Source organism: Aeromonas bestiarum (assembly GCF_028751155.1).
GTDB classification, from domain to species: domain Bacteria; phylum Pseudomonadota; class Gammaproteobacteria; order Enterobacterales; family Aeromonadaceae; genus Aeromonas; species Aeromonas bestiarum.
The window spans coordinates 2261734-2282663 of the sequence record NZ_CP064746.1; the positions used below are offsets into that span (position 1 = coordinate 2261734).

Annotated in this window: 28 protein-coding genes and 1 pseudogene; 5 read left to right on the plus strand and 24 right to left on the minus strand. The window is 56.3% G+C overall.

The genetic code is table 11. The annotated features are described in order from the left end of the window. Positions 1 to 39 precede the first annotated feature (39 nt). The 14 genes from IU367_RS10525 to IU367_RS10590 form a co-directional block, all read right to left on the minus strand. Positions 40 to 540, minus strand: a complete 501-nt coding sequence (locus IU367_RS10525; protein ID WP_143241702.1) for a hypothetical protein — start codon at positions 538 to 540, stop codon at positions 40 to 42. 173 nt (positions 541 to 713) lie between these two features. Then, positions 714 to 1166, minus strand: coding sequence for a phage virion morphogenesis protein (locus IU367_RS10530; RefSeq protein ID WP_274454260.1), 453 nt, complete (start codon positions 1164 to 1166; stop codon positions 714 to 716). Continuing rightward, a complete protein-coding gene (locus IU367_RS10535; protein ID WP_274454262.1) occupies positions 1148 to 1618 on the minus strand; it encodes a phage tail protein in 471 nt (156 codons plus the stop codon). The genes IU367_RS10530 and IU367_RS10535 overlap by 19 nt, the downstream gene beginning before the upstream one ends. After that, on the minus strand, positions 1593 to 1841 hold the full coding sequence (lysC, locus tag IU367_RS10540; protein ID WP_274454372.1) for an Rz1-like lysis system protein LysC: 249 nt from the start codon (positions 1839 to 1841) through the stop codon (positions 1593 to 1595). Before lysC ends, IU367_RS10535 begins: the two co-directional genes overlap by 26 nt. Then, positions 1726 to 2199 (minus strand): Rz-like lysis system protein LysB, encoded by a 474-nt coding sequence (gene lysB, locus IU367_RS10545; protein WP_274454263.1) that lies wholly within the window; start codon positions 2197 to 2199, stop codon positions 1726 to 1728. Before lysB ends, lysC begins: the two co-directional genes overlap by 116 nt. Further along, a complete protein-coding gene (locus IU367_RS10550; RefSeq protein ID WP_274454264.1) occupies positions 2189 to 3010 on the minus strand; it encodes an N-acetylmuramidase family protein in 822 nt (273 codons plus the stop codon). Before IU367_RS10550 ends, lysB begins: the two co-directional genes overlap by 11 nt. Then, positions 3007 to 3348: a phage holin family protein gene (locus IU367_RS10555; RefSeq protein WP_013723873.1), complete on the minus strand. Its 342-nt coding sequence runs from the start codon at positions 3346 to 3348 to the stop codon at positions 3007 to 3009. Before IU367_RS10555 ends, IU367_RS10550 begins: the two co-directional genes overlap by 4 nt. Then, on the minus strand, positions 3345 to 3716 hold the full coding sequence (locus tag IU367_RS10560; RefSeq protein ID WP_274454265.1) for a putative holin: 372 nt from the start codon (positions 3714 to 3716) through the stop codon (positions 3345 to 3347). The genes IU367_RS10555 and IU367_RS10560 overlap by 4 nt, the downstream gene beginning before the upstream one ends. Positions 3717 to 3725: 9 nt before the next feature. Beyond that, positions 3726 to 3956 (minus strand): TraR/DksA C4-type zinc finger protein, encoded by a 231-nt coding sequence (locus IU367_RS10565; RefSeq protein WP_274454266.1) that lies wholly within the window; start codon positions 3954 to 3956, stop codon positions 3726 to 3728. A gap of 28 nt (positions 3957 to 3984) precedes the next feature. After that, positions 3985 to 4188, minus strand: a complete 204-nt coding sequence (locus tag IU367_RS10570) for a tail protein X (RefSeq protein WP_005352059.1) — start codon at positions 4186 to 4188, stop codon at positions 3985 to 3987. Continuing rightward, positions 4188 to 4664: a head completion/stabilization protein gene (locus tag IU367_RS10575; RefSeq protein ID WP_337999350.1), complete on the minus strand. Its 477-nt coding sequence runs from the start codon at positions 4662 to 4664 to the stop codon at positions 4188 to 4190. The genes IU367_RS10570 and IU367_RS10575 overlap by 1 nt, the downstream gene beginning before the upstream one ends. Positions 4665 to 4790: 126 nt before the next feature. After that, positions 4791 to 5552: a phage terminase small subunit gene (gene gpM / locus IU367_RS10580; protein ID WP_274454268.1), complete on the minus strand. Its 762-nt coding sequence runs from the start codon at positions 5550 to 5552 to the stop codon at positions 4791 to 4793. A gap of 9 nt (positions 5553 to 5561) precedes the next feature. After that, positions 5562 to 6620 (minus strand): phage major capsid protein, P2 family, encoded by a 1059-nt coding sequence (locus IU367_RS10585; RefSeq protein ID WP_216994499.1) that lies wholly within the window; start codon positions 6618 to 6620, stop codon positions 5562 to 5564. Positions 6621 to 6632: 12 nt separating this feature from the next. Continuing rightward, on the minus strand, positions 6633 to 7436 hold the full coding sequence (locus tag IU367_RS10590; RefSeq protein ID WP_274454269.1) for a GPO family capsid scaffolding protein: 804 nt from the start codon (positions 7434 to 7436) through the stop codon (positions 6633 to 6635). A gap of 149 nt (positions 7437 to 7585) precedes the next feature. On the opposite strand from IU367_RS10590, the gene IU367_RS10595 reads away from it, so the two are divergent. The 3 genes and pseudogenes from IU367_RS10595 to IU367_RS10605 form a co-directional block, all read left to right on the plus strand. Next, on the plus strand, positions 7586 to 9352 hold the full coding sequence (locus IU367_RS10595) for a terminase ATPase subunit family protein (RefSeq protein ID WP_274454270.1): 1767 nt from the start codon (positions 7586 to 7588) through the stop codon (positions 9350 to 9352). Continuing rightward, positions 9352 to 10356, plus strand: a complete 1005-nt coding sequence (locus IU367_RS10600; RefSeq protein ID WP_013723865.1) for a phage portal protein — start codon at positions 9352 to 9354, stop codon at positions 10354 to 10356. Before IU367_RS10595 ends, IU367_RS10600 begins: the two co-directional genes overlap by 1 nt. Before the next feature lie 423 nt (positions 10357 to 10779). Then, positions 10780 to 10910: pseudogene (locus IU367_RS10605) on the plus strand (transcriptional regulator); the annotation flags it as partial. 167 nt (positions 10911 to 11077) lie between these two features. Here the strand turns inward: IU367_RS10605 and IU367_RS10610 are convergent. Beyond that, a complete protein-coding gene (locus IU367_RS10610) occupies positions 11078 to 11467 on the minus strand; it encodes a hypothetical protein (protein ID WP_274454271.1) in 390 nt (129 codons plus the stop codon). A 206-nt stretch (positions 11468 to 11673) separates the two neighbouring features. Next, positions 11674 to 13116, minus strand: a complete 1443-nt coding sequence (locus tag IU367_RS10615; protein WP_274454272.1) for a hypothetical protein — start codon at positions 13114 to 13116, stop codon at positions 11674 to 11676. 708 nt (positions 13117 to 13824) lie between these two features. On the opposite strand from IU367_RS10615, the gene umuD reads away from it, so the two are divergent. Both umuD and umuC read left to right on the plus strand, forming a co-directional pair. After that, entirely contained in the window at positions 13825 to 14247 is a 423-nt protein-coding gene (umuD, locus tag IU367_RS10620; protein WP_274454273.1) for a translesion error-prone DNA polymerase V autoproteolytic subunit, read from the plus strand. After that, positions 14244 to 15521 (plus strand): translesion error-prone DNA polymerase V subunit UmuC, encoded by a 1278-nt coding sequence (umuC, locus tag IU367_RS10625; RefSeq protein WP_274454274.1) that lies wholly within the window; start codon positions 14244 to 14246, stop codon positions 15519 to 15521. Before umuD ends, umuC begins: the two co-directional genes overlap by 4 nt. Before the next feature lie 211 nt (positions 15522 to 15732). Here the strand turns inward: umuC and IU367_RS10630 are convergent, their stop codons facing one another. The 8 genes from IU367_RS10630 to IU367_RS10665 form a co-directional block, all read right to left on the minus strand. Further along, positions 15733 to 16578 carry a hypothetical protein gene (locus tag IU367_RS10630; RefSeq protein WP_274454275.1) on the minus strand — a complete coding sequence of 282 codons (846 nt, stop codon included), beginning with the start codon at positions 16576 to 16578 and terminating at the stop codon, positions 15733 to 15735. Positions 16579 to 16985: 407 nt separating this feature from the next. Next, positions 16986 to 19289: a replication endonuclease gene (locus IU367_RS10635; protein WP_274454276.1), complete on the minus strand. Its 2304-nt coding sequence runs from the start codon at positions 19287 to 19289 to the stop codon at positions 16986 to 16988. Then, positions 19286 to 19543 carry a hypothetical protein gene (locus IU367_RS10640; protein WP_274454277.1) on the minus strand — a complete coding sequence of 86 codons (258 nt, stop codon included), beginning with the start codon at positions 19541 to 19543 and terminating at the stop codon, positions 19286 to 19288. The genes IU367_RS10635 and IU367_RS10640 overlap by 4 nt, the downstream gene beginning before the upstream one ends. Continuing rightward, entirely contained in the window at positions 19540 to 19851 is a 312-nt protein-coding gene (locus IU367_RS10645) for a hypothetical protein (RefSeq protein ID WP_274454278.1), read from the minus strand. The genes IU367_RS10640 and IU367_RS10645 overlap by 4 nt, the downstream gene beginning before the upstream one ends. After that, positions 19829 to 20029: a hypothetical protein gene (locus IU367_RS10650; protein WP_111809537.1), complete on the minus strand. Its 201-nt coding sequence runs from the start codon at positions 20027 to 20029 to the stop codon at positions 19829 to 19831. Before IU367_RS10650 ends, IU367_RS10645 begins: the two co-directional genes overlap by 23 nt. Further along, positions 20026 to 20232 carry a hypothetical protein gene (locus tag IU367_RS10655; RefSeq protein WP_058056129.1) on the minus strand — a complete coding sequence of 69 codons (207 nt, stop codon included), beginning with the start codon at positions 20230 to 20232 and terminating at the stop codon, positions 20026 to 20028. Before IU367_RS10655 ends, IU367_RS10650 begins: the two co-directional genes overlap by 4 nt. Positions 20233 to 20425: 193 nt before the next feature. Next, positions 20426 to 20686, minus strand: a complete 261-nt coding sequence (locus tag IU367_RS10660; protein WP_019445395.1) for a helix-turn-helix domain-containing protein — start codon at positions 20684 to 20686, stop codon at positions 20426 to 20428. Positions 20687 to 20688: 2 nt separating this feature from the next. After that, positions 20689 to 20877: a hypothetical protein gene (locus tag IU367_RS10665; protein ID WP_058056131.1), complete on the minus strand. Its 189-nt coding sequence runs from the start codon at positions 20875 to 20877 to the stop codon at positions 20689 to 20691. Between the last annotated feature and the right edge of the window lie 53 nt (positions 20878 to 20930).

Consider the following 20930-nt stretch of genomic DNA (forward strand, 5'->3'; position numbering starts at 1 on the left):
GTAGTTGTATTACACAATGGTTGTGAGTATTAACCCATATTATATAGGTTGGAAGTTTCTAGCTAATGAATTAGGTAGTCTTGCAAACTCTCCAAGTATTAAGTCATCATATTCTAAATTTAAAATCTCATAAATTCTTTGGTATGTTAAAGTACAAGCCCAATCAAAATTAGACATTTTATGTGCTGAATGCCTGACATTGTATTTGCTTACAAAATCAATGAATTCTTGCGTTGGTATGTCTATGCGTTTTTGAAGGTTCTTGTATTCTTTAGAGTCAATATGCACGCAACTGTTTCTAATTTTATTTAGTTTTTTACATGCTTCAATGCTCCAGTCATTATTGCCGGAATTTTCTTCAACAGATCTTAAGCGAGCGAAGAATTGTTTTTCAGAAGAAATGTTATTTTTCTCAATGTACATTTCTAGTGCTGATTCTATCGCAATGTGATAAGAGAGAATTTTGGATACAACATCACGATAAATAATAGGTATGCCCATTCCAATTGTTCCTAGGTCTATTGGCGTTCCTTCAGACATGATTGTCTCCTGTTATTGTAGAAACTATGAACCATTATCTGTTGATACTGAGGTTACCCACAGTTCAAAAGTTATATAAATATCGCATAAAATTTACTTTGTCTATGTATTCCCTACAGGTAAAACATGAACATTGATCAAGTTCACATTTCAGATTTTCATCTGACTATTTTCTATTTGGCTAAAGATATCAACACCATGTTTTCAATTTTTTGGATATCCTTGGTACCAAAGCCTAATAGTGTTCTAGTGGGATAATTGATCTCGAAACCTTTGATTCGATCTTTTAAACCATATTGGTGGATGGTAGCGAGGCGGTTGGCCGAGCCGACAAACTCGACCACGGCCTGATTTTCTGTGCTGGTTGCCTTGAGCCAGCGGGGGCTGACCAGATGCTGAAACATCTTGCGGCGGGTGGCACCACGTTTTTTCGCCAACTTTTTGAGCGGCTTGCGCGGGGTCATGGGGCTGCCATCCGGCTGGATGTTGGCCCTGATCCGTTTGCTCTGACTGGCGCGCAGGCTGCGGGCCATTTCCCCCATCAGTTGGCGGCGGGCGGCTGGTGTCATGCTGGCCAGCAGACCATCGGCCCAGCTGATCAGCCGGTTCAGGTCGTCGGTGGCCATGGCTGCGGTTCCTCGTTGATAAAGAGCTCCCAGGTGATGCCGTCATAAGGGTCTTCCGGCGGTTCTGGCAGATGTTCCCAGCCAATCCCCTGTTCGTTCTGCCATACCTTGACCCGCTCGGTCAGCTTGACGGTGATGATGAGATCCATCAGGTCGCTCGCGAGGTATTCGGCCTCGAAGGTGATGCCATCCTTGCGCTGCTCGTCGTTGGTCATCAGCTCGGGCTGGTGTTGGCGCAGCCAGGCCAGCAGCGGCACCATGATCTGATCCGGGTGGCCCGCAAAGTCTTCAATGCCGATGGTGAGGGGGTATTGCCACTCGAACGAGAGGGTGCGGGCGCCGGTGCTTTCGATATTGCCCGGGGCGATAAAGATGTGCAGCTTGTCCGGGTTGATTTTGAGGTGCGGCACGCAGCGGGTCAGCACCTCACGGATCTGTTTTGGCTTTTCCATCTTCACTCCGTTGTTGTCGTGTCTGGCAGGTGATGAGGCTATCGACCTTGGCGGCGCAACTGGCCCAGGCGGCTTCGGTCTGGCTCAGCTGGTCGAGCAAGTCGCCGTTATTGAGTGGCGCCGCCGGCGGCAGCTGGCAGCGGCTCGGTGCCGGACAGGTGAGCCTGATAATCTGCGGCGCCGGTGAGGGCGGTGCGCTGGAGCAGCCTGATAACAGGATCAGGCAGAGGGCGATCAGCCCAAGCCTTGAGTTCGGCATTTTCACGTTTGAGCCTCTTGATGGTGTCGGCGCGGGTAGCGGCGGCCTGCGTCAGCTGGTCGAGCTGGCCCTGCAGCTTCTGCGCCGCTTGTGCCTGGGTGGTCAGTTCCCGGGTGAGGGTGGCGATGGCGGTCTCTTTAAGCTGCTCGCGCCGCTCGGCCTCTCTGGTTTTCTCTTCGGCTGCCTTGAGACTGGTTTGCAGGGTGGTGACGTCCCCTTTGGCCTTGGCCGCCGAGCGGGCTGACCAGCCCCAGCCACCAAGGGCGACAACCAACGCCAGCAGCAACCAGCTGAGGGGCGAGCCCAGCAGCTCACGCCACATTGGCCACCTCCTGCACCTGATAGACCTTGGTGAAGTGCGCAAACCACTTGGCCAGCTTGGTGTCGTATTCGTTCTCCTTAAACGCCGGGCCGTTGTAGCGGCGGGCGAAATCCGCCCACTTTCGCCCCTGCAGTGCCTTGTGCATGGCGGGGTCTTGCTGGATAAAGCGGCACAGGGCGGTGAGGTGTTCGACCTCGCTGCGCTGCATGGCCGCCTGCCAGTCGCTGGCAGAGGCAAAGCCCAGCGGCTGCCAGTGGTAGCCCATGATCTGGAACATGCCCCAGCTGGCCGACTCGATGGCTGCATCCCGATGCAGGCTGATGGCCAGTTGCAGCCGCTCCCACTCGGCTGCGCCGCCTGCATAGCCGCCGCGCTTGGGGTTGACCAGGTTGGGGTAATGGGCGGCCAGTTGGTCGGCCGCCGCCTTGCCCTGGCGTTTGGTGAGCTGCTGGTAGAACACATGCCGCTCGAACAGCACCACCGGGCGCATGGTTTGGGTGAAGCCTTCGCCGATGCTCTCGACCTGGGCAACGGTGGCCATGGTGGCCAGCGGTACCGCCAGCAGATCGGCACTGGCCTGCATGTGGTTGATGGTCAGTTGGTTGCCGCGTTCACTGCCGAGCAGGGCGGCCAGGGTGCGCGGGCCCGCCTGACCGATGGCGGCGATCATGTAATCCCGCTGGAAGGCGATCAGCGCCTGCTCGGTTGCCTCACCAAACCAGCCATCGACAGCCACCGGATAACCGGCGGCGGTGAGGCGGCGTTGCAGGTCGGCCACGGCGGTGCCGGTATCCCCTTTTTTCAGGCTCATGGCTGGTACCTCCGGTAAATATCCCGGGCATGGTCGGTGCTGGACGGTTTGCCCCGGGGCAGCAGGTGGTGCACCGAGCCGCGGGTGTTGAGCACGGCGCACAGCAGGAAGAGGGCGAGCCCGAAGGCGGCCGGATCTGGCACCGGAATGCCACCGAACAGAAAGCGCAGCGGAATGGAGCCTGACAGCACGCAGAGCAGCCACGCCATCCAGGCGGGCAGGGCGCGATACTCGCCACCTTTGCGGTCAAAAAGCATGACCCGCAGGAAAATGGCGGCGCAGATCAGGGCGTAAAGTGCGGTGTAGATAAACACACCGGTCGGAGTCGTCGGGATCATGGTTGCCCCCTTTTGTTAAACAAGGCTTCAAGTAGCCGATCTTGATTGCGCATGATGAGCTGCAGCAGGCGCACCATCATGGCGGAGGCGATCAGCGAGCCGATCGCATTGCTGACCTGGACGCGGGCGGGCAGCAGTACCTCCAGCAGTTGGCAGGTAAAGCCGGCCAGCAGCAGGCCGCTGATAAACGAGGCGACAAACAGGGCAATCCGGCGCAGACGTCCCTGCTCTTCGGCGGCCGAGATAAACAGCACCGCGCCGGTGAGTGCGCCGAGCACGACGGAGGGATCCACCCCGGGCAGGGTGAACAGCAAGGCCAGACCGGTGAGGGTGCTGGTTGCAGCGCTGGAGGAAATCGGTTCTGGCATCGTGCTCTCCTATCGTTTGCTGCCGCAGTGGCGGGCGAGTTGGAATTCGTAGATGGTCTGGCAGTCGGCGCAGCGCTCGCAGCCCCGGATCGCCTCGCGGCGCTCCTGCGGGATCGGGTCGTCGCAGTCGATGCAGTAGTGGGGGCCAGTGCCAGCAATGCGGGCGGCATGGATGCGGGCAGCCAGTTGTTGCTCGCTGATGTTGGCCAGTCGTTCGAGTTCGTCGTCGAGGCGGCTCATGTCGGTGTTCTCTTGTGTCGCATGACAGTCAGTCCCATAGCTGGATCAGCGGCTGTTCGGCCTGAGTGGGGGCCGCTGGCATGTTGATGAGGGTGCCGGTTGGCAGGATGGGGCCGAGCGCTGCCAGACCGGGGTTGAGGTTGAGCACCTGCTCGGTGATGCCTGCGGTGTAGCCGTAGTGACGAAACAGGATGAGATCGAGGGTGTCACCCTGCAGGCTGCGCAGTTGCATCAGATGAGCTCCACCGTGGTGTGGGTGGTGCCGATGATGTCGCGGATGGCAAAGCGGGCGTCGCGGTAGAGGTCATCCGAACTTATCTCTTTGGCATCGGCCCCTTTGATGCCGTCACCGGTGGCGCTGTAGTCGGTGTAGCGCTCCAGCAGGTTGGCGCGGGTCATGGCGTAGACGGCGCGTCGGTAGCTGTGCAGGTGTACCGATTCGCCATTGATGGGCTCGGCGGGGACGGCGGCCAGGGTGGCGTGACCTTCGCTTTCTCTGGTGCTGCGCCACTGGGCCAGATCCCGGTTGACGCTGGTGATGGCGTCGATCACCGCATGGGTGAGGCGGGCGGTGGTGATGGTGCCATCGAGCCGGACGGTGTCGCGCAGCGCGCAGAGCGAGATCGCCGGCCAGAAGGGGGCGCTGGTGATGTCGCCCTCTTCTGTGGCGGCCGGTGTCGGGTTGGTGGCTAAAAATCCGGTGCTCATGGTGCTCATGGTGCTCATGGTGCTCCTGATGTGAGGTGGCGCCGCATGTTGGGCGGTGGTCGGACCGTCTGGTATGCCGCTGGCATTCGTCAGGCCCGAGCCGCCCAGGGTGCGGGGTTCGCTCGGTTAGCTGGCCTCGCCGGGGGCGGGGTCAGGCTGTTCGGGTGGCTGTGATTCGGATTGGGGCTCAGCGCCTGGCTGCGGTGCCGGTTCGTTGGCGGGCTGGCCGGCGGCGGCTTTCTCTTTTTTGATCTCGCGCAGCAGATCTTCCAGCTCTCGCTTGATGCCCACCTTGTCGTGCAGTTCGATGGCGCGGCGGTAGTGGTCGGCCGCTTGCTCCTTAAGCCCTTCGGCATAACAGGCGCGGCCCACCGCCTTGTGCAACTTGGCGCGTACCTGGTCGAAGATGTCGCAGTCAGCCAGCATGCTCATGTAGCTGCTGAGCAATGGCAGGGATGGGCCATTGCCCGCCTCTTGCAGCTTGATGGCGGTGTCGGCCACCTCTTCGGCGATGAGGGTGGGGGCGGTGCGTTCGTACTGGTCCGGGGTATTGAGGCCGTGGCGGATCACGTAATCAGCCATCGGCAGGGCGCCTGCCAGATCGCCGGTGTCGAGGTGCCAAAGCATCACGGTCACCATGACGTCATCCTGACCGCCGCGATCGGCGGCCAGCAGGCCATCAATCCAAGGTGTGTAAGTGGCCAGCATGGTGCGTTTGGCGTCAATCTTGCGCTCGAGGCTCTGAATGCCCTTGAGGGTGCGGCGGTGCTCGGCCAGCTGCATCAGCTGGAGTTCGTACTGGTTGGCGGCGGCGCGATCCTGCTCGGGATTGGCCGCCCCTTGCAGGGCGGCCATGATGCGGGCGGTGTGTCGTTGTGCAGGTGTCATCGTGGCTCCTTAACCGCCTGCAGGCGCAGGTTTGGCGCCCAGCGTGATGTTTTCTGCGACGGCGATGCAGTCGTAATCCTCGACCACGTAGGCATCGTTGGAGGATTCCCAGTTGACGATGCGGTCGAGGCTCGGTTGCTCTTCCAGGTGGCGACGGCGGCCGCCGATCTGCCAGTAGATGGAGAGGTTGTCGAGGCGGGTGACGATCAGGGTGTCTTCCGGGACGAAGGGGACGCGGATCGCCAGCAGGCCGCCGATCTGCTTCTGGCTCACCAGCACCTGGCCGGCCAGCTTGTTCTGGTTGTCCCGGGTCTCGTTGAGGATGGGGAAGTATTTGTCGGCCAGCAGTTTGCGGCCGCAGATCACCACCAGATCGGTGTCGTCCTGGTACCAGGGTTTGATCTTGCTGTTGACCAGATCGAACACCAGGGCGTCGAGGTTGCCGTAATCACCCTCTTTGGTGTCGGCTTCACTGTTGGGCTGGTAGATGTAGATATGGCCGGTGCCCGCATCCCCTTCGCTCATCACCTGGGCGGGAGCATCATGGCGGGTGTGCTCAATCCAGCCGATGTTGACGTCCTGCAGCATGGGGAACTGGACGCGATCGGTGTCTTTCGCGGCAAGTTTGCCGTTCCAGCCGATCATGATGCGGTCCAGGCCCTGGCGCTTGACGATGGCATCGCGAATGCGGATCTGGAAGTCTTTGAACTTGGCCCAGGCATCAAGCTTGGCGTAACCGATGCTGGTGTCGTAGTTGGTCTTTTCGCACTCGTATTTGGTGTTTTGCAGTCCGGTCGGGTCGAACGGGACGCGAGCCTTGCCCCCACTGGTATCGGTGCGAGAGGCGATGGTGCCATTGATGCCGATGCCGACCTTTTCCCCTTTGAGTTCGTCCACCGGCACGATGTTGATCATGCCGAGGAAGTCGACGGACTCCTGCATTTTGGTTTCCAGCTTTTGCTGGATGCTGGGCTCGACACTGAATTGCACCATGGCCGAGCTGACGGCATTCAGGCTCGCCAGTTGGCTGGTGTACTGCTCGAATTGCTGACGGGTATCGTTGCGCATTATCGGGGTCCCTTAAAAATCGGTTTTGGTTGGCTTGGTGCCATCGTCACCGGTGGCAGGCTGGCGCTTGTGGCTGAAATCTTCCTGGCGCTCGAGCTGGGTGGTCAGGTCGGCCAGGGCGTTGGCGGTCGCCGTTTGCCGGGCTGTCAGTTCGTTGAACCTGGTTTGCAGGTCGGTATCGAGGCTGGTCACCTCTTTGGCGACGGCTTCGACGGCCTGATGCACCTCGCTGAAATCGGCGGTCGATTGCTGCTTGTGACTGGTGAAAATGGCGCTGATCCGTTCCAGCAGGCCCGGGCCTTTCTCCTGCTCATCTTCAAACTCGATGACGGTTTCAAGGGCTTCGGTAAACAGGCATTCCGGATGGTATTTGCGGTCGGCCAGCGGGTTGACCGCGGCCTTGCTGCAGAACTGCAGCATTTCGGTGCCAAGGCTTGCCGGGCTGTCGGTGACGGCCAGCCCCATCATGTAGGCCCCTTTTTCGTTCAGGTTGGGGTGGATCTCGATGGAGGTGTAGACCTTCTGGCGCTTCTTGTTCAGCGCGATCAGCTCCGGCGTCGGGTCAATCTGGACGAACAGGGCCAGCCGCTGTTCCCCTTCGATGGTGACCTCTTCGGTCTTGGCGGCGGTGATGTCGCCGTACATCTTGAACAAGCCGTTGGGGTCGAGGCCCCGGATATGCTCCATATTGACCCGTGCGCCATAGGTGGCCTGGTTGTAGCGCTGGGCCATCTGCTCAATCCATTCGCGGGTGATGGCGCGCCCGTCGGTGGTGCCCCCCTCAACCGCGACACGGAAGAATTTGGACTTAGGCATGTGCTGGGATCCCTTTGGTAATTGGGTAGTGATGTCGCGGTTATGGTCTGGGTGAGCGGCGGGATCGTGCAATCCGGGGCCAGTGTGTGGTGGCGCTACACACTGGCAGTGGGGCGTTTGGGGTAGTAGCGGCTGGGTAGACTGGCGCCATGACAACAGCACCCATCATCTTTCCCCATCTCGACCCCAGACGGCAGGCCATGTACCTGTTCTTTCAGGGGTACCCGCTGCGCGCCATTGCCGAGTTGCTGCAAACGCCGGAGGGTACCGTCTCGACCTGGAAGAAGCGCGACGGCTGGGAGGACATCAAACCGATAGACCGTGTGGATAGCGCCATCGAGGCGCGCATGATCCAGCTGGTGATGAAGGAGACCAAGAGCGGCGGCGACTTCAAAGAGATTGATCTGCTGGGCCGCCAGCTCGAGCGCATCGCCCGGGTCAACAAGTACAGCAACGGCGGCAACGAGGCCGACCTCAACCCCAAGGTCGCCAACCGCAACAAGGGGCCGAAGAAGGCGCCCGAGCGCAACGTGGTGGAGCCCGAGCAGCAAGAGCGGCTCATCGAGCGGTTTGAGTCGACCATGTTCGATTACCAGCGGGTCTGGTATCGGGCCGGGCAGGAGTACCGGATCCGCGACCTGCTCAAGTCGCGCCAGATTGGGGCTACTTACTTCTTTGCCTTCGAGGCGTTCATTGATGCCCTGGTGACCGGGCGCAACCAGATTTTCCTGTCAGCCAGCAAGGCACAGGCCCACATGTTCAAGCAGTACATCATCCAGTTCGCCAAGGAGGAGGGGGTCGAGCTCAAAGGTGACCCCATGGTGCTGCCGAACGGGGCGCACCTTTACTTCCTCGGTACCAACGCCCGCACCGCCCAGAGCTATCACGGCAATATCTACATGGACGAGTATTTCTGGATCCACGGCTTTCTGGAGTTCCGCAAGGTGGCCTCCGGCATGGCGATGCACAAGAAGTGGCGCCAGACCTACATCTCCACCCCCTCCAGCCTTTCCCATCCTGCTTATGGATTCTGGTCTGGCGCCAACTTTAACCGCGGCAAGGCCAAGGCCGACCGGGTCGAGATTGACCTGAGCCACGCCAACCTGTCTGCCGGCAAGTTGTGCGCCGATGGTCAGTGGCGGCAGATCGTCACGGTGGAGGACGCGGTGCGCGGTGGCTGCAATCTGTTCGACCTGGATCAGCTGCGCAGTGAGTATTCCGAGGATGAATACCGCAACCTGCTGATGTGCGAATTCATGGATGACACCGAGAGCCTGTTTCCGCTGGCGACGCTGCAGCGCTGCATGGTCGACAGCTGGCTGGTGTGGGAGGACTACAAGCCTCACACCTTGCGGCCGCTGGCCAACCGGGCAGTGTGGATCGGCTATGACCCGGCCAAGGGGGGCAAAGGTGACAGCGCCGGCTGCGCGGTGCTGGCCCCGCCACTGGTGCCGGGTGGCAAGTTTCGGGTGTTGGAGCGCCACCGCTGGCAGGGGATGGACTTTGACGCCCAGGCCAAATCCATTCGCGCCATCTGCGATCGCTACAACGTCGCCTATATCGGCATCGATACCACCGGGATCGGGGAGGGGGTCTATCAGCTGGTGAAGCAGTTTTATCCGGCAGTGACCGCCATTCAGTACAACCCCAACGTGAAGATGCGGATGGTGATGAAAGCACAGGATGTGATGAACAAGGGGCGGCTGGAGTTCGACAGCGGCTGGACCGACTTGGCCCAGGCATTTATGAGCATACGGCGCGCCGTGACCCAAAGCGGCAAGCTGCCCACCTTCGAGGCCAGCCGATCTGATGAGACCAGCCACGCCGATATTGCCTGGGCAACCATGCAAGCCCTGTTACATGAGCCTCTTGAGGGGCAGACCGGCACCAATTCCGGCTTTATGGAGATTTACTGATGAGTGAGCAGATCAACTCGCCTGCCGGTGTGCAGGCGTTTACGTTTGGAGAGGCTATCCCGGTGTTATCTCAGCGGGAGGTGTTCGATTACCTGGAGTCGATGCATAACGGCCGCTGGTATGAGCATCCCCTGAGCCTGCACGGGCTGGCGCGGGTCTATCGGGCGGCGGTGCATCACGCCTCGGCCATCCAGGTGAAGCGCAATATCTTGCGCGGCTGTTTCATCCCTCATCCGAAACTGAGCTTGGCCGCCTTCACCGGGCTGGTGATGGACTACGAGATCTTCGGCAACGCTCACCTGCAGCGGGTGCGCAACCGGCTGGGCGGCACGCTGCGCTATGACCAGATGCCGGCCAAATACACCCGCCGCTCCCTCGACCTGGATCGCTATTGGTGGGTGCCAAGGCCCGGGGATGAGGTGGAGTTGCCCGCCGGTGATGTGGGGCATGTGATGGAGGCGGACGTTAACCAGGAGATTTACGGCATCCCCGACTATGTGGCCAGCCTGAACTCGGCGCTGCTCAACGAGTCGGCCACCCTGTTTCGCCGTCGCTACTACGAGAATGGCAGCCATGCGGGGTTCATCCTGCACATCAGCGATGCCCTGCAGAACGAGGGCGACATCACCGCGCTCAAGACGGCGCTGCAAAACAGCAAGGGGCCGGGCAACTTCCGTAACCTGCTGCTCTACACCCCGGGTGGCAAGGCGGATTCGGTGAAGCTGATCCCGGTGGCCGAGATTGCGGCCAAGGATGATTTCCTGTCTATCAAGGGGGTGAGCCGGGATGACCAGCTGGCGGCCCATCGGGTACCGCCGCAACTGATGGGGGTGGTGCCGAACAACACGGGCGGGTTTGGGGATGTGACCAAGGCGGCCCAGGTGTTTGACGTCAACGAGATCGACAGCATGAAGGCGAACTTTGCGCAGTTCAACGAGTGGGCAGGGGAGGAGATAATCCGATTCACCTCCTATCGACTGTCAGATCTGACAGTGCAAAGCTGAAAACCTTGGCTATCTTCAAATTGGAATTCCTCCAAATTCCTCCATGATTTAATTCAAAGCCCCCTATCCAGGGGGCTTTGTTTTGGCTGAACTCCCATCCTGCCAGAGCCCACCAGTCGTGTTACAGGCAACCGCCGGCTATCCCTTCGCAACCACACTCCCGAGATCCTTCACGCGCACCTGCGAGCATGAGCGGAGCCTCGAAAGGCCCCTCAACATCCAGCGCGCGCAATCGGGACCCCGCCTCGCCTGCGCGCTTTATGTGTTGAAAATCATGCAGATGAAAGACTAGGGGTGAGTATCGGCTCCCCGCGCCAGCACTGGCCGCGTGCTGGATTGCAGATCCTTTTTGCGATCCTTCACTTTCCATCAGATCCGTTCAGGCGCGAAGGGGGGGACACAGCTAGGAGTGGTTATAGCTGAGTGGCTGTCTTGTCGTTCGCCTACACACTGAGCCCCTCGGCCAAGACCACCAACCAGCTGGTGCTGAGCTTGATGTGGTCGCTGACACCGGAGGGCGGCAGATGGTACTGAAAGGACTGGGGGCGCAATAGCGCCCCTAGTTATTTTCCATATTCACTCGACACCGTCATACATTGCTCGTGTGATCTCGTAGAGACCTAACGCCCACTTAAGCGGACAAAAATTGTTGGCTATAATGTGTAGCGAAGCGAAACGTAGCCAACTGTTTTTGTTCCGTTTAAAGTGCTTGTTAGCTGTATTACATTTGGCCTGAAATGAAACCTTTCTCAATCATGTGCTCTGCAAAACCTTGGCCTCCGCCAGTTAAGTGGCTTCCATCATCAGCTTCTTCACCATTAGATTTTCCACAAACAATTACTGAGCCAGTGTGATCATGGCAGAATTTCAAACACTCTTTTCCAATACCTTGGCCTGTATATCCCGGACTTTCGTCAAGAAACATATGCGTTAACTTGTAAAAACCACCATTATCATCGTCTATAAAATTGAAATCAAAGGCGCCAATTTTAATTCTCTTCGTGACGCTAACTACTACGATTGTTAGGTCACCCTCAGCAGATAGTTTTATTTGCTCGCCGTCATCGAGTTCCAATAATCTAGCATCTGTTTTATTAGCAATTACTTTCATTTAACTACCTATTTTTAAATTTACTCACTGGCAATCAGTAAGATGAAAAATGACACTCACCGAGTACATATATTACAGCTAACGCGGCATTAAGGTGTGAGCAACGCTACCACGAAACTAAACCTTACCACCGTAAACACCGAACTCAACGATTGAATGAAGAATGCCAAGCGTTGAGAATCAATCTTAAATGCTTTGTTAGGCAATTAATTAGGCGCAATCCAAGCACTCAAAGGACGCACTTGTGCTTTTACTCCGCGAGCAAAACTACTTTGTTTGTATTGATGACCTTGATAAATAATGTATTGATGCGTATCATCTAGCTTCTTATACAGCGCATTGCTTGATGCACAAGAGAATAACAGAGCAACTTTTATCTCTTTATCTTCTTTTTGAGCATTAACTGTAATGTATTCACCGTCTTTAATTGGATCAGATATATAGTGACAATCCCAGCCTTTATCTCTTAAGTTGGGCACCACTTCTTTGTCCATTTTTTCTGATAAAATAGCAGCCCTTGTCAACCAACCATCATCCGAACTAGTCGGATTGAACGGTAAACCCCGTTCACTTTTTTGCATCGTGAGTAATTGATTCTTTATCAGTTGGTAGTTCATACATGCAAAGACTTCTTGTCTAAGAGACTCGGCATTTTCATCATGTACGGGAGCAAATAAACTCACACTGCTTCCATCTACGGCAAAGCACTCAACAAATGCCATTGCTTGAATTACGCCTAAAGCACGGAAAAAATTTGAATTACTATGCCATAGATCAGATTTTGCGTGAGCAAAAATATGCCGATTGAAGCCGGAATGGTTATCGTAATCGGCAGTAGGACTATAAAAACTTTTTAATAACCAATGCCTAATAGTCTCCAACATGAATACTCTCTCATTGAGTATTTTTAACACACTAATATCTAAGTATTCTTCAGGTACCCAGTCAGCATAATTGAAATGCATATTTACTACATTGGCTCTTGCTTTATCTATACATTTATTAACTTTGTCGACGATAGTCAACTGTTCTGCATCATTACCAATGATGGTAGAGATAATGCTTTCAACAATAGGAATTAAGCCAGCTATTGCGATAACTTTCATACCGCTATAAAAGGCTAGAATAGACTCACGTATTAAAGGTACATGTTGAGATATAGTCTTAGACTTTCTTAATGTATCTTCTGTAATGGGAATGATATTACTAAAATCGTAAATTGAGCTTAAAGCCCCATCGAATCGTTTCTGGAGTAGCTCTTTTGGATAATTTTCATGCAGAATTATATCTATTCCGCACGCATTGATAGGTTCAAATATCTGGTTACGTGGCATGAACGCAGGTGAAAACCAGTCAACCGAATGCCAAAATCTTTCGTAATTATTTGTAGGAACAATATTCCTCTGATACAGGTCTAGATCTTCAAGTTTTTCCCTAGGATATAACGCAGTACCTAAGTTTGTTTTTAGTAATACGCCTTTCTGTCTAGGCATAAAACCAAATTCAATTTCTTGAATGCTTTCTACTAGCATGCCTTTAGTGCTTGCTAGAGCTTCCACTTCCGAAAGCTCAACTGTATTCCATTTATTCTGGTTTGAGAATATATACCAAATGGCAGTAATATGCTTATTAGCCTTAACACTTACCACTGCACTCTCCATTCATTACCTAACAGTGATTAGATGGAAGGCGGTACTAATCCGTTAATCGAGCCTTCCATATAACTCCGAACCGCCCCGATAAAACTCGTTTTAAAGCATGACTTTATCAGCCTGTCACTGGTGCTGAACGCATGTGCAGTGACTCCTCTTTTGGCTCCGCTTTTGTAGCGGTGCAACAATACACTCAAAGAACTGAAATGGAAAGATCCACCAAGGCTCGCCATCGTGAACAAGTCAGGACTGTGATCGAGGCGACCCCTATCACATGGTGTAGCTGGCCAAGATGTAGGGCGGCGGAGCGAGAGAGAAGGTAAGGGGAAGGGCCTGCTGGTACTCATACCAGCAGGCCCTGACCGGGCACATTGCCGATTTTTGCGGGTTAGCTGTGCAGGTGAGGGAGCAGGCGCTGCCAGTCTCGGTCACCGTGGGTGGCGCTCTGAATATGGCGGGTCTTGTCGGCCAGGATGCGCTGGGCGGCGGCCAGGGTCATCGGCTACCTCGAGCAAGGGAGAGATGCGACGGGCGGCCCCCATCATGCAATCGGCGGCGCGCCAGAGCCACGCCAGCGAATGCAGTGAGTTCCGGCAGGAAACATACACAGGGGGCCTATTATGGCGGAGCCAAATGCCGCACGGTGATCCGTTTTTGATGCCTTGTTATACTGGTTATCCATACAGCATTTTTGAGATTGTCAGCATGTTTGCTCAACCCACTTCCGATGCCCCCTTGTTGGAGCTGCCCCTGTTCCTCTCCCCGGTGGCCTGCGGCTTTCCGTCGCCAGCGCAGGACTACACCGAGCAGACCATCGATCTCAATCTGTTGTGCGTTGCCCACCCGGCGGCCACCTACTTCGTGCGGGCGGCCGGCGACAGCATGGTGGACCACGGGATCCGCGATGGCGACCTGCTGGTCGTCGACCGCAGCCGCAAGGCGCAGCACGGCAGCGTGGTAGTCGCCGCGGTCGATGGCGAGTTCACGGTGAAGAAGCTGCAGCTTGCGCCAACCGTGGCGCTGCTCCCTGGCAACCCGGCATATCGGCCCATCCAATTCAGTGAGGGGCAGGAGCTGGAAATCTTCGGGGTGGTGTCTTTTGTCGTGCATCAGGTGGATACCCCATGAACAAGCGCTGCGCCGTCGCCCTGGTCGATGTGAACAATTTCTACGCCAGTTGCGAGCGGTTGTTCCGCCCCGACTTGAAGGGGCGGCCCATCGTGGTGCTCTCCAACAACGATGGCTGCGTGGTGGCCCGTTCGGCGGAGGCCAAGGCGCTGGGCATCAAGATGGGAATTCCCTATTTCCAGATCCGCCAATTCTTCGAGGCCATGGGCGGGGTTTGGTTCTCCAGCAACTACGCACTCTATGGCGACATGTCGAACCGGGTGATGACCATTCTGGAGGGAATGGCCCCGGCAGTGGAGGTCTACAGCATCGACGAGGCTTTCATCGAACTGAGCGAGTCCTGGGCGGGCGACCTGGTGGCCTATGGCCGCCAGATTCGCGAGCGGGTGCTGCTGTGGACGGGGCTGACCGTGGGGGTCGGCATCGGCCCCACCAAGACGCTCGCGAAATTGGCGAACTACGCCGCCAAGAAGTGGCCGGCCACTGGCGGTGTGGTTGATCTGCGGGATGAAGGGCGGCGCGCCCGGCTGATGGCGATCACCCCGGTGGATGAGATATGGGGCATTGGCCGACGGCTCACCGCCAAGCTGGAGGCGCAGGGCATCAAGACCGTGGCCGAGCTGGTCGCCGCCGATCCCAAGGCACTGCGGCGCCGCTATGGCGTGGTGGTCGAGCGTACGGTGCAGGAGCTGCGTGGTATTCCCTGTGCGGAGCTGGAGCAAGAGGTCCAGGCCAAGCAACAGATCATCTGCTCGCGCTCCTTCGGCGAGCGCATCACCCAGATCGGCCTGATGCACCAGGCGCTGGCGGGCTACATGGAGCGGGCCGCAGAGAAGCTGCGGGGGGAGGGGATGTGCTGCCGGCACGTGACCCTATTCATTCGCACCAGCCCGTTCAGCGACCGGGAGACCTATTACGGCAATCAGGTGAGCTCCAAGCTGACGATGCCCACCCATGACACCCGAGCCTTGCTGGCCCTGATCCCGGAACTCCTCCCTCGCATCTGGCGCGACGAGCAGCGTTACCAGAAAGGGGGCGTCATGTTGGCCGACTTCACCCCCGCCAATATGCAGCAGGGCGACCTGTTCGCCGCCCAGCAGCAATCCCCGCGTAGCGAGGCGCTGATGCAGGTCATCGACATGATCAATCAGGGACGGTTGGGGAAGGTCTACTTTGCGAGCCGTGGCCGGGATACTCGAGAGTGGATGATGAAGCGGGAGCAGCTAAGCCCCCGCTATACCACCGCGCTCGGCGAGCTGCCTGTGGTTAAGTGAGTTATGCAATACCTATCTTTGCCAGTAGACAGATACCGATTATCGACATAGCTAGGCATCCCACTTGTCGTGCACCAACATCCTAAGTCTTTCGGCCAAGACAACGGACCAACGGGGGCAAAACTTGATGGAGCACTGATGTCGGAGGAGGGGTAGTTGGAACTAAAGGGCTAGGGGGGATTCCCCCCTAGTGTAATAGCTTATAATGTTCTTATCGTTCTAAATACACATTAGAGGCGATGAAGTTTTCTCTATTCTTAGCATCTAAGTCGACTAATGCTTTTTTTATATGACCTGTATATTGTTCCCATTTAATAGGGTTGTATTTTTTTATTGAATTTAGTACAAAGTATTTCACGTCATGGAACGTGTGGATAGTATTTCTTGGTGAGCATTTCGAAAGCTCTTCATAATAATTGTGATAGTCTTCAAGTTCTATACCTTTTGAAAACTCAATAATTTCCAAGCGGCTTTCTAACTGTCCATATTCATAGTAATCAGATGGCTGGTCTACCTTTATAATCATCTCCTTTGTGATTTCTTCAAACCATTTTTTATGATTATATTCCGGGATGCCTTTCTTGATGTTTTTATCTAAATAATCTAAATTAAAAGATAACAATAGATTTGATAAACTATCTCTTAGGTTTTTTAGTTCGGCACCAATAAAGTTTCCTTTTAATAGGCCGTCAATTCTCTTTTCTTTTGATTTTATAGATATGTCACCGTCATCAATAGCAATTATAGAAAATGGCGGAATGTTAGAACCTTTAAGTTTTTCGGCATATAATAAAAAACCAAATAAACATGCAGCCTGATTACCCCATGCACCTGAAAATATAAATTTCATTGGTAGGTGGCCACAGTCGCAAGCTACGGACTCTATTACTCTCTTCGCTAGTTCATCTTCAACAACAACATAAAAACAGTCTACATACTTATGAGTGAAATGGCCGCTGCGAGTCTCGATAACATCGCCGTTTTTTCTATGGTCGATAGTTTTAATCCCTATGATACTTGGTGTTGGGAGGCTGATAAATATTTTTTCATTCGCCATGTCAATTATATCCTTTACTAGTATGATAGCGATTCAATAAATGGATTTGAAAATAAAAAGTTAAAAGTCACATTCCACTGTTTTTATAACGAAATTTGAATATTTTTATCACAGATAAATATTTTTATCTTCCCGTCAATATAGTGTGTGGTATCGCTTGGGGCCCCATTCTGGCAGCACTTAAACTATTGTGCAACAACCCGCTTAGGCCATCCACAAAGTGACATTTTCCCACGGGGCGGCCATTGGCGGGGAGCAAAGGGAGCATCGGCTGGGATGCCGTCAATCTGGGGCCCCATCCGTTAAATTTGGTTCTCCAGCGCCTCATACTGCAGCGCCGTCAACGGCCTGTAGGTATGGGAGTGTCGGGCAGTTCGCCCTGCAGTGTTTCCTGCTTGGAAAATAGGTCAGTCAAACTCTACCTCGCTCATCAGTTCGTCAAACAGCGGGCTTTCCACTTCGTGTCGCTCTGCCCAGTCTAATTTATCAAGCACTCGCCAGAGTTCACATCGATATGGATTGGGCTGCGCGGCGATCCACTGATGGCACGCTGCAAATCCGCAAGTGTTGAACCGCTCGTAGCAATCCATCACCAGTGTCGGCCAATGCTCATCATCGGGGGTAATGGTGTCGGGCTGTTCGTCCGGCTCTGGTACACCAACCATGGCCCGTAACCATTCAAACTCGATAAGTGGGTCGTCATCTCCCGATGGGGTCAAGCGGCTCGACTGTACCTGCCCGTTCTCCAACCAGAGGGTGAAACCATCGGCCCTGACGTTGGCACCAGCCCGCAATCGGTCGATGGAGAAGGGCGATAACCCCCATTGTTCCCTCATGATCTGGTCTGCGAAGGCATCAGGATCCGGTAGCGTACAGTTATTGTCAGAGCTCCAAGGTGCCGGGCTGTCGCCCGTCTTAACCCCAACCCCCCTCGCTGCAGCCTCGGCGGCTTTCCTGGCTTCATGGGTGCCGGCGGGCACAATTTCCCACCCTTGCAGGCGGGTCTTGATGCCCAGGCGAGCGGAGGTAATGCCCATCAGGCGTTTGATGTCTTCGCCGTAGCTGTTGGCTTGCTCCTCAATGAGGTGGGCCAGCTTGATGGGGTGTTCGGCACGGGTGGCCAGTGCGCCGCCCATGGCGTGTAGGTAGCAGCGAAAGATGCCGTTATCTGCGGCAAAGCGGGCGGCCTCAAAGCGTGGGTCTTGCAGTACTGGCTTGGGTGGGCCAACCAGATCGGCATTTTTCTTGGCGTTGCTGATACGGCGCAGCTCGCGCCATACCCCGACCGGAGCGCCTCCGATCTGCTGGAAGGTGCGAATGCCCCACCAACTGGCCCAGGCCACGGCATGCAGGGCGCCCTCATCGGCGGCGGTGCCAGCCTCTTCGTCATCGTCCAAGTAGGCGCCGTCGATGTTCTTGGCAATGTATTTGGCGATATAGCCCGCGGCATCCCCCTTGGCCGGGTCTATCTCTTTCCAGTCAAAGCGGGGTGTGAAGTCGGTAAAGGGTGGGGCGCCCTTGATATCCCGTACCAGCTCTTCGTGGTCATCGGTCAAGGCATAGCGTTGCAGGATGCCGATCACCCGGTTGCGATCTTCCGGGCGCATAAATAGCAGCAGATGCCAGTGCGGGGTGCCGTCGTGGTGAGCCTCGCAAACGCGAAATCCATAAACGGGCGCGTTCCACCGTTTGAGGGCGGCCCTGGCGCGGCTCCAGAGTTTAGCCAGATAGGCGCAGGTTTCCCGCGGCGTGGCCCCTTGATAGCGTTTGTTCTCTACCACTTTGCCGTTGTGCTTTTGTGTCCAGGCATGAAAGCGGCTCGGGGCTGTCCAGGTGAAGAAGACCCCCACATGACTCTGCTCCTCGGCATAGTCATTGAATCCCCGAGCACGCACCATCATTTCGTTGCGGCGGTTCACCGGGTTGGCGTTGCTGGCCTCCCAGCAATCCTTCATCGACACGACCAGGTCATACTGCTCGTTGACCACTTCCGACTCGGCCAGCCAGCGCATCATGGCCCGCTTGCGTTCGCGCACCACCTTCATGGTGGCGTTCGATACATAAGCCGACACGCCCTTGCGTACCTTACCGAGCAGAATGTTGATCTGCTCCTGCAGCCGATCCCAGCAGCGGTTGACGCGCTTCTCCCACCACTTGGCAGAGAGCAGGCGCACCAGCAGGCTCAGGATCCAGTTATCCCGCACCTCGTCGGATTTGAACTTGGGCAGCTTGCCGATAAAGCCCCACTGGTCGGCCGGCTGACGCATCAGCCCCCAGGTCTGCAGCAGATCCGGCTCGACCCCTTCTTTGATGTCCTGCTCGATGTTCTTGTAAATGGCTGCGGTCTGGTTGGCGAACTGGTGGGCCACCTTCTTGCGGGCGTCTTCATCGCGCATCTCCCTCGGGTTGACCGGAATGGAGTGGAGCAGCTGGCGCACCCAGCGGGTTCGCTCACGCAGCCAGATATTGGCCGCCCGGCAATGGGTAAAGCTGCAATCCTTGCGGCGGCGGATGTACTGCTTGAACAGGTTCTTGGTCAACTCGGTGGAGAGCCCATCGAGCAGTTGCATGGCCCAGATCAGATCGTACTGACCGCGGTCACCAGCAAAAGCGGCGTCAAAGTTGACGCCGGGCAGAGAGTTGCAAAGGGTATCGATGCGCTGCCGCAGCGTTCTTTTCGACAGCGGCAGGCGTTTGGTCTTGCTGGTCATGCAGAGAGATAACCGGATAGCTCTTTGATGCGGAACTGGCAGCCACGAACGCTCATTTGGGCATGCTCTTTTAATCGGCGGGCGGCCGCACACTGGCGCAGCAACTGCTTGATGCTGGCGCGGGGGCGGGCAGGTAGCCGGCGCGCATGGGCCAGCTCCCGTTGATAAAGACGCAGCCGTGCCGCGTCTTCCCGGTAGGTGGCTTGCCAGTGATCTTGCAGGAGCGTGAGCTCCCATTGCAGTCCATGGCTCATTTTATGATCTCCCCCTGTCCATGCAGTGGTGCGCACTCGGCCCACCACTCGGCAATTTCCCGGGCTAGTGCCAACTCCTGATTGGCAGCGGCCAACCAGTAGACGGTGCGCATTGCGCCCAGCGCCAACAGCTCGGCCACCTGATCCCGGTTGCCTCTGGCATCGCTGCCCGCAGCGATAAACTCGGCGCGGGCGGCAAACCAGTGGGTGGTCAGTTGGCTGACCGGTGTGGTGGGCTGCATATGTGCAGGGCCGGCCTCGCTCTGTTCTTGTTGGTCGTCCAGCTCAAACAGTTCGAAGTTGCTCATCGCATGCCTCATCTATTGCCTGAAAGTCCGGCGCATCGATGGCGATATGGCCCGCCTCGATGCGGATTGAGATACCGAGTTCACCACCACAGCAAAGCGGGGCTGTCGGCAGCAGTTTCGGTTCGTTCTGGGCTAGCCACTCTTTCAGGCTGGCCAGGGTGAACAGCGTGGTACTCATGCCTCATCCTCCATCACCAAATCGTCATCGAGCAGATCCGCAGGCTTGCTGGTCACCACCAGTTGTACCTGGATGTATTCATCCCCCGAGTAGAGTGCGCCCAGGGCGATGCGGTTATCCTCGGCGCGTACGGCAAACATCTCGGCTAGCAGACCCTCGATCACCTTGGGGGCTTGGTTGGCAATCTTGATGGCGTCACTCATGGGCGGGCCCTCCGGTTGAGGTGGTGAAACAACTGATGCCAGCGCAATGACTGCTGCGCCTGGACTAACAGGGATTTGCCCTCTGACCCCCGATAGGTAAAAGAGGCAGGGCGAGCTTTGGCGGTCAGCCGTTGTTGAAGGCGCGGCAACTCTGCCAGCGCCTCTTGCTCTGATACGGGATGGAATAGCTTGTTCATACCTGCACCTCTGGCGTAGCGATGCCGGTCAGCAGCCAGTCGATGTGCCGTTTCAGCTCCGGGTGGTTGGCAATCAGCAGGAACAAACCGCCGCCAATCTCGCGGTATCCCAGCTCGTAGTTCTTGAGCGTGGTGGGTGGAATACCCAGCAGGTCGGCAAACTTCGGGCGGCTCAGCTTCAACTGTTCCCGCAACTGGCGCAGGCGCTTGGCGGCATGGTGGTTGAGCAGATTGATTTGGGTCGGTTGTGCGGTCATGGTCAGGCTCCTTGTTGAGGTGTGCAGGGGTTGATGCGGCTGAACAGAGAAGCCCAAGCCAGTGCGGTGGAACGCTCGAGCAGCGCCACCCCGTCCGGGTGTTGGCTCAGACGGGCGCCATAGCGGCCCGTCAGCTTGCGTTGCTGGATGCGAAGGTTGCGCAGTGCGCAGGGGATCGCTAAAGTTGCCATGTCGACTTCCTCATACGTTGTTGATAAAGGCCCGCTTGGAGTTGCAGCTCCGT